This is a genomic window from Rhodopseudomonas sp. (assembly GCF_036404135.1).
GTDB lineage: Bacteria > Pseudomonadota > Alphaproteobacteria > Rhizobiales > Xanthobacteraceae > Rhodopseudomonas_A.
The window spans coordinates 22,420-28,419 of the sequence record NZ_DASWPE010000207.1; the positions used below are offsets into that span (position 1 = coordinate 22,420).

General features: G+C 70.6%; 4 protein-coding genes. 2 read left to right on the forward strand and 2 right to left on the reverse strand.

Annotated features, from left to right (window positions below):
- The first annotated feature begins 176 nt into the window (after nt 1-176).
- Both VGC77_RS22865 and VGC77_RS22870 read left to right on the forward strand, forming a co-directional pair.
- Nucleotides 177-362: a DUF4169 family protein gene (locus VGC77_RS22865; RefSeq protein ID WP_331173850.1), complete on the forward strand. Its 186-nt coding sequence runs from the start codon at nt 177-179 to the stop codon at nt 360-362.
- On the forward strand, nt 359-622 hold the full coding sequence (locus VGC77_RS22870) for a ribbon-helix-helix domain-containing protein (RefSeq protein WP_184256822.1): 264 nt from the start codon (nt 359-361) through the stop codon (nt 620-622). Before VGC77_RS22865 ends, VGC77_RS22870 begins: the two co-directional genes overlap by 4 nt.
- Before the next feature lie 47 nt (nt 623-669).
- Here VGC77_RS22870 and VGC77_RS22875 read toward each other — a convergent pair whose 3' ends face one another.
- Complete coding sequence (locus tag VGC77_RS22875) at nt 670-4,401, reverse strand: AsmA family protein (protein ID WP_331173851.1); 3,732 nt, start codon at nt 4,399-4,401, stop codon at nt 670-672.
- Between the two features lie 167 nt (nt 4,402-4,568).
- On the reverse strand, nt 4,569-5,999 hold the full coding sequence (locus VGC77_RS22880) for an FAD-binding oxidoreductase (protein WP_331173852.1): 1,431 nt from the start codon (nt 5,997-5,999) through the stop codon (nt 4,569-4,571).
- Nucleotide 6,000: the final 1 nt, after the last annotated feature.

The window sequence follows — 6,000 nt, forward strand, 5'->3', positions numbered from 1 at the left end:
GCGTTGCTGCATGGTGACCATCGGACAACCGCGGGTAGGCGCGGATCGGCGGTTCCCAGGCTCAACAGCAGCGATGAGGAAGTTGTCGTGATGGTGATCGAGCCGACCGAGGCCCCGCTAAGTCCTACACGCCGGACCGCATGCGTCGCCCGTCGCCACTCTAATGGGGGGCGGTCTTGGCGGATGTGATCAACCTGAAACGTTTCAAGAAGCGCGCGGCGCGTGCGCAATCCGCGGCGGAAGCGGATGCCAATCGCGCCCGGTTCGGGCGGACCAAGGCCGAACGCGCTTTGGATGAACGTCGCACCAGCCGTGCGGACGAACTATTGGATCAACATCGAACCACCGGGGACCTGACATGAAATCGCCGGTCGTGAAACGGTCGATCGTGGTCGCGGGCCACAAAACCAGTGTCAGCCTCGAAGAGGCGTTCTGGAACGGCATGAAGGAAATCTCCGGTCTGCGCGACATGACGCTGTCCGAATTGGTCGGCGAAATCGACAGCAACCGTCAGCAGGGCAATTTGTCCTCTGCTATCCGATTGTTCGTGCTGGATTATTTCCGCACCCGCGCGGTCCAGCCGATCCCGGAAGTGAAAACCGAAAGCTTGGCCGCGCACTGATCGCGCGACCCGCTCTGCGGCTTCCTTGATCAAAACGCCGATCGCGCTTACGGCGCGGCCGGCGGGGTTAGCTGTAAAGGCGGGCGCAACCGCGGCCGCGGATCTCCGGGGGCCGGCCGCACGGTGATCGGCGGCGGCAGCGGTGCGGCGCGTTCGCCGGCGGCTTGCGCGCTCGGCGCGGCCGGACGCGGCGGCGTCCGAACATCCCGAACCTGATGCCCCTTGATATCGTGTCGCTTGATGTCGTGGCCCTTGAGATCTTGGCCCTTGAGATCTTGGCCCTTGAGATCCTGGCCGCTGGGTTTTGCCGGTTTCGCCCCCGGGTCGCGCTCCGGCATCGGCACGCCGGCGACCGGATTCGCGGGCAATGCCGCGGGTGTCGCGGCCGCCGGCGCGGCGGATGACGCCGGCGGAACCGAAGCCGGGGTCGCGGTCACCGGCACCTCCTCGCGCTCGATCGCCTGCAGCCGGCGGGTTTCGGCGTCGATCCGCCGCCCGGCCAACCAGGACGACAGCCCGCTGACGTCGAGGATTCGGGTGAGCTTGTCGGGCGAACCCGCGGCAAAGATGACGATATCCGGCGGCCGCGCCTCGGCCGGGGCCGCCGTCGCGCTGAGGCTGGCGCGCAGATCGGCCTGGTCGGCGACGGCATCATAGCCGCCCGACACCACCAGCCGCGCGGCGTCGCCGTCGAGCGGCGTCGGGCTGACCCGCCAGCGGCCCTGCTCGATGCCGAACGGGATCTGCGCCCGCGGCACCGCCAAAGTGCCCCGCGCCAGCGCCGGATCGATCAGCCGCAACAGCGCCTCGTCATCGATCGCCGCGCCGGCGTCGCTGGCGGCGATCGCCTGCGCGAACACGGTGGCGTCGAGCCCAGCGATCCTTGCTGCGTCGATGCTCAGCAAGCCGCTGCCGGAGAGCGCCGCGGCCAGCGCCGCGCCGCTGCGGCCCTGGCTCGCGAGCGTCATCTGCAGCGACGTCTTGCCCGCCGGCATTGCCAGGGCGTGATAACGCAACGCCGCGCCGTCGACGCCCGACCATTGCAACCGGCCATCCAGCGCCACGCCGTCCGCGGCGCGGCGGGCGGCGAGGTCGCCGGTCGCGGTGCCGCCGCCGATTCGGGCGGTGAGCTTGTCGATCATCAGCGTGCTGCCGTCGCTGCGTAGCAGACCGCTGAGCGGGCGCAACTCGACGCCGCCCGGTGCCACGCCGCGCAGCGCCTCGAACGCCACTTGCCCGCGCCAGCCTTGCAGCAGTCCGGCGCCGAGCGGCGCGGCCGGATCCTTGCCGGCGGCGCCGAGCGCCAGCTTCAAAAGCGGCGCAAGCTCTAGCGAATCGAGACCCGCCTCGCCCTCTACCGCGATGTCGTCGCCCAAGGTCAGCGCTAGCCGGCCGCGCAGCCGCGATCCCGCGACCGCGCCGTCGATGTCGTTGAAGGTCAGTTTCGGGCCGGCGATCAGCAGCCGCAACGCCAGGCTGGCGGAGGCCGCAATCCCCTCGGCGCCGTCGCGCGCCAGCAGCGGGGCGAAATCGGCGCGGCGGATGCCGAGGTTCAGCGTGGCGGCCGGCTGCGACGCCCACGGGTCGGCGGTGCCCTTCAACTCGGCGTCGAGTTCGCCGCCTTGCAGCCGGGCCTCGACCCGCAGCGGCGCGCGCCAGCTCCCCACCGCCGAGCCCGCAAATTTCGCCGCACCAGGGCCTGCTTCGATCAGCCGGTCGAGCCCGAGCAAGGCCAACAGCGGCGCGCCGCGATCCGACGACAGCGTGGTTTCGAGTTTGAGCTCGCCGGCCTGCAAGGCGTCGCGGTCGCCGCTGCGGATCGCCGCCAGCGCCGGGCTGGCGCTGAGCGTGGCGCTGGCCTTGAGCTGCGGCGCGTCGATGTCGAGCGTGGCCGTCGCGGCGCCGCGGTCCGCCGCGCCGCCGCGCGGATCGAGCGCTCCGGCCAGGCTCAGATGCGCCGGACCGGGCGGCGTGCCGAGCGCGGTCAGCCGCGCCGCCATACCTGGCGCCAGCGGCGCGATCAGCGCGGCGATCCGCTCCACCGACGCGGCGGTGGCGTTGAGTGAGAGCTTGCCGGTCGCGGCGTTGCGGTCGAGCGCGCCGGTGCCCTCGATCAACACGCCACCCGCGCCGCCGATCCGCAACCGATCGAGCGTCACCCCGCCCGGCCCGTAACCGAACTCGGCCGACAGCGGCTTCAAGGATTGTCCGAGCCAGATCGCATCGGCGATCTCCAGCTTGAGCGTCGCGGCATCGGGCCAGTCCGGCTGCGGCCCGGCCAGCGCCCGCAGCAAATCCGCGGCGACCTCGAGATCGAACCGCTCGGCCTGTAGCGCGGCATCAAAGCGCGAGCCCGCGGCGTCGCGCGACAGCGCCAGCCGCCCGGCCACGGCGTGGCCATCGACCTCGGCGCGCAGCGCCTCGAGCGCAACGCCGCCATTGCCGACGCTGATATCGCCATTGGCGCGCAGCGGCTTCTGCGTCCGTCCAGTCGGATCCGCGCGCCCGCTCAGCCACGCCGCCAAGAGATCCGGATCGGCGGATTCGACGGCGAGCTTTGCCGTCAGGCCAGCGTCCGAACCGCGCCGCAGGACGCCGTCGCTGATCACGGTCTGGGTGCCGCCCGGCGCCCGGAATGCCAGCCGCGCGACGGTCCAGCTCTGCGCATCGCTCTGCAGATCGGCGGCGAGGTTCTGCACCGCGCGGCCGCCGAGCATGATCTGCTCGGCGCCGAGTTCGACACGCGTGGCGATCCGCGGCTGCGGCATCGCCGCGACCAGTTGCGGCAAGCCGCGCAGCCAACGCGCCGGCGTCGCGGCGCCCTCCTTGCCGAGCAGGCGGTCGGCATCGAGCTGCCGCGCCGACAGCACGGCGTGGAGCTGCGGTGTCGCGCCCAGCCGCAGCTCGGCGGAGCCCGCCAGCCGCAATGCGACGGCGTCTGCGCCATAGCTTGCCTCGAGCTGATCGAACCGCGCCACCGCGGAATCCGCTTTCAGCCGGGCGGCGAGCCGCCACGGCATCGCCGGCGCGGCGGCGGCCTCGGCGGCTGCCGCCGTCGCGGCGGTCAGCGTCACCGCGCCGTCGAATTGCGGCACCCGGGCCGCGACGCCGAATAGACCGTCGAGATCGAGCGATTGCGCGCCCGCCGGCCGCTCCAGCGTCAGATGCAGCCTTGTGCCGCCGCCCTGCGGCGGCCGACCGGCGGATAGGCGAAATGGAAATCGCTCGCCGGCCAACATGACATTGCCGTCGCCGCGCAACGTTCCGGCGGCGCCGCGGACTTCGCCGCTGAAGGCGATGTCGTTGAGTTCGACCGTGCTGCGGTTCGCCGCGTCATGCAGCGCGATCCGCCCGGTCAGGTTGAGCCGGTCGATCGACAGCGCACCGAGACTGGCGAAGGCCGAGGCCGCCGGCCAATCCAGCCGGCCTTGCGGATCGAGCCCGAGGTCGAGCGCCAGGCCGCCGACGGTGAGTTCGGTGGCGCGGACCTCGCCGCGCAGCAGCGCGCCGAGGCTGAACTCGACGTCGAGTTTGTCCGCGCGCACCTCGCCCGGATCGCCGGCCTTGCCGACCGCCACCGAGCGCAGCCGCAGCGTCGGCGTCGGCAACAGCCCCGCATCGAGCGCGCCCGCGACCCGCACCGGGGCGCCGACCACGCGCGCCGCCTCGGCCTCAAAGCGGGCGCGGAACTGGTTCCAGTCGATCAACAGCGGCCCGACCAGTGCGGCGATCAGCGCAATGATCAGTGCCATTGCCAAGCCGAGCAGCGTCGTCTGCACGCGGTCTCCTCTTTGGGTCGACCGGCACCGCGCATGCTCGCGCCGCGCGGGACTCACAACGCCGGTGCAGCAGGTGTGGCGCCAGACTATGGCAAGTTCGCAGCGTTACGCCAGCGCCGCCTGACCTAACTCATCCGGCCACCGCAGATTCTTATTGCCGCATGACGCTAGGCCTGCGGCAGGATCTTTCCCGGATTGAAGATGTTCTGCGGATCGAGCGCGCGCTTGATCGCGCGCATCGCGTCCAGCGCCTCGCTGCCGAGCTCGGCCTTGAGATACTTCTGCTTGCCCTGGCCGATGCCGTGTTCGCCGGTGCAGGTGCCATCCATCGATTGCGCGCGCTCGACCAGCCGGTGCATGAACTCGTCGCCGCGCGCCATCTCCGCGGCGTCCTCGAGGTCGCACAATAGCGAGCAGTGGAAGTTGCCGTCGCCGACATGGCCGACGATCGGCGCCACCAGGCCGAGCCGCTTCAGATCCTGCTCGGTCTCCACCACGCAATCCGCCAGCCGCGAGATCGGCACGCAGACGTCGGTGGCGACCACGCCGGCGCCGGGGCGCAGCGCCCGCACCGACCAATAGGCGTCGTGCCGCGCCTGCCACAGCTTGCTGCGATCCTCCGGCCTTGTGGTCCAGGTGAAATCGCCGCCGCCGCATTCGGCGGCAAGCTCGCGGAAATTCTTTGACTGCTCGGCGACCTCGGCCTCGCTGCCGTGGAATTCCAACAGCAGCAGCGGGGTCTCCGGCAGCGTCAACTTCGAATAGGCGTTGCAGCAGCGCACTTGGGCGACGTTCAAGAGTTCGATCCGCGCCACCGGGATCGCGGTCTGGATCGCCAGGATCACCGCCTGGCAGGCGCCCTCCACGGTCTCGAACGAACACGCCGCCGCAGCAATGGTGTCCGGAATGCCGCGCAGCTTGATGGTCAGTTCGCTGATGATGCCGAGCGTGCCCTCGGCGCCGACGAACAGATGGGTGAGGTCGTAGCCGGCAGATGATTTCTTCGCCCGCGTGCCGGTGGTGATGATCTCGCCGTCGCCGCGCGCCATCTCGGCGGCATCCTCGAGGTCGCACAATAGCGAGCAGTGGAAATTGCCGTCGCCGACATGGCCGACGATCGGCGCCACCAGGCCGAGCCGCTTCAGGTCTTCCTCGGTCTCCACCACGCAATCCGCCAGCCGCGAGATCGGCACGCAGACGTCGGTGGCGACCACACCGGCGCCGGGCCGCAGCGAGCGCACCGACCAATAGGCGTCGTGCCGGGCCTGCCACAGTTTGCTGCGATCCTCCGGCCTTGTGGTCCAGGTGAAATCGCCGCTGCCGCAGTCGGCGGCGAGTTCGCGGAAATTCTTCGATTGCTCGGCGACCTCGGCCTCGCTGCCGTGAAATTCCAGCAGCAGCAGCGGCGTCTCCGGCAGCGTCAGCTTGGAATAGGCGTTGCAGCAGCGCACCTGCGCGACGTTCAGCAGTTCGATTCGCGCCACCGGGATCGCGGTCTGGATCGCCAGGATCACCGCCTGGCAGGCGCCCTCCACGGTTTCGAACGAGCACGCCGCCGCCGCGATGGTGTCCGGAATGCCGCGCAGCTTGATGGTCAGT

What these genes read in the sequence shown, in the direction of transcription:
- VGC77_RS22870 (WP_184256822.1), top strand. Translation starts at nt 359, where the DNA reads ATGAAATCGCCGGTCGTGAAACGGTCGATCGTGGTCGCGGGCCACAAA.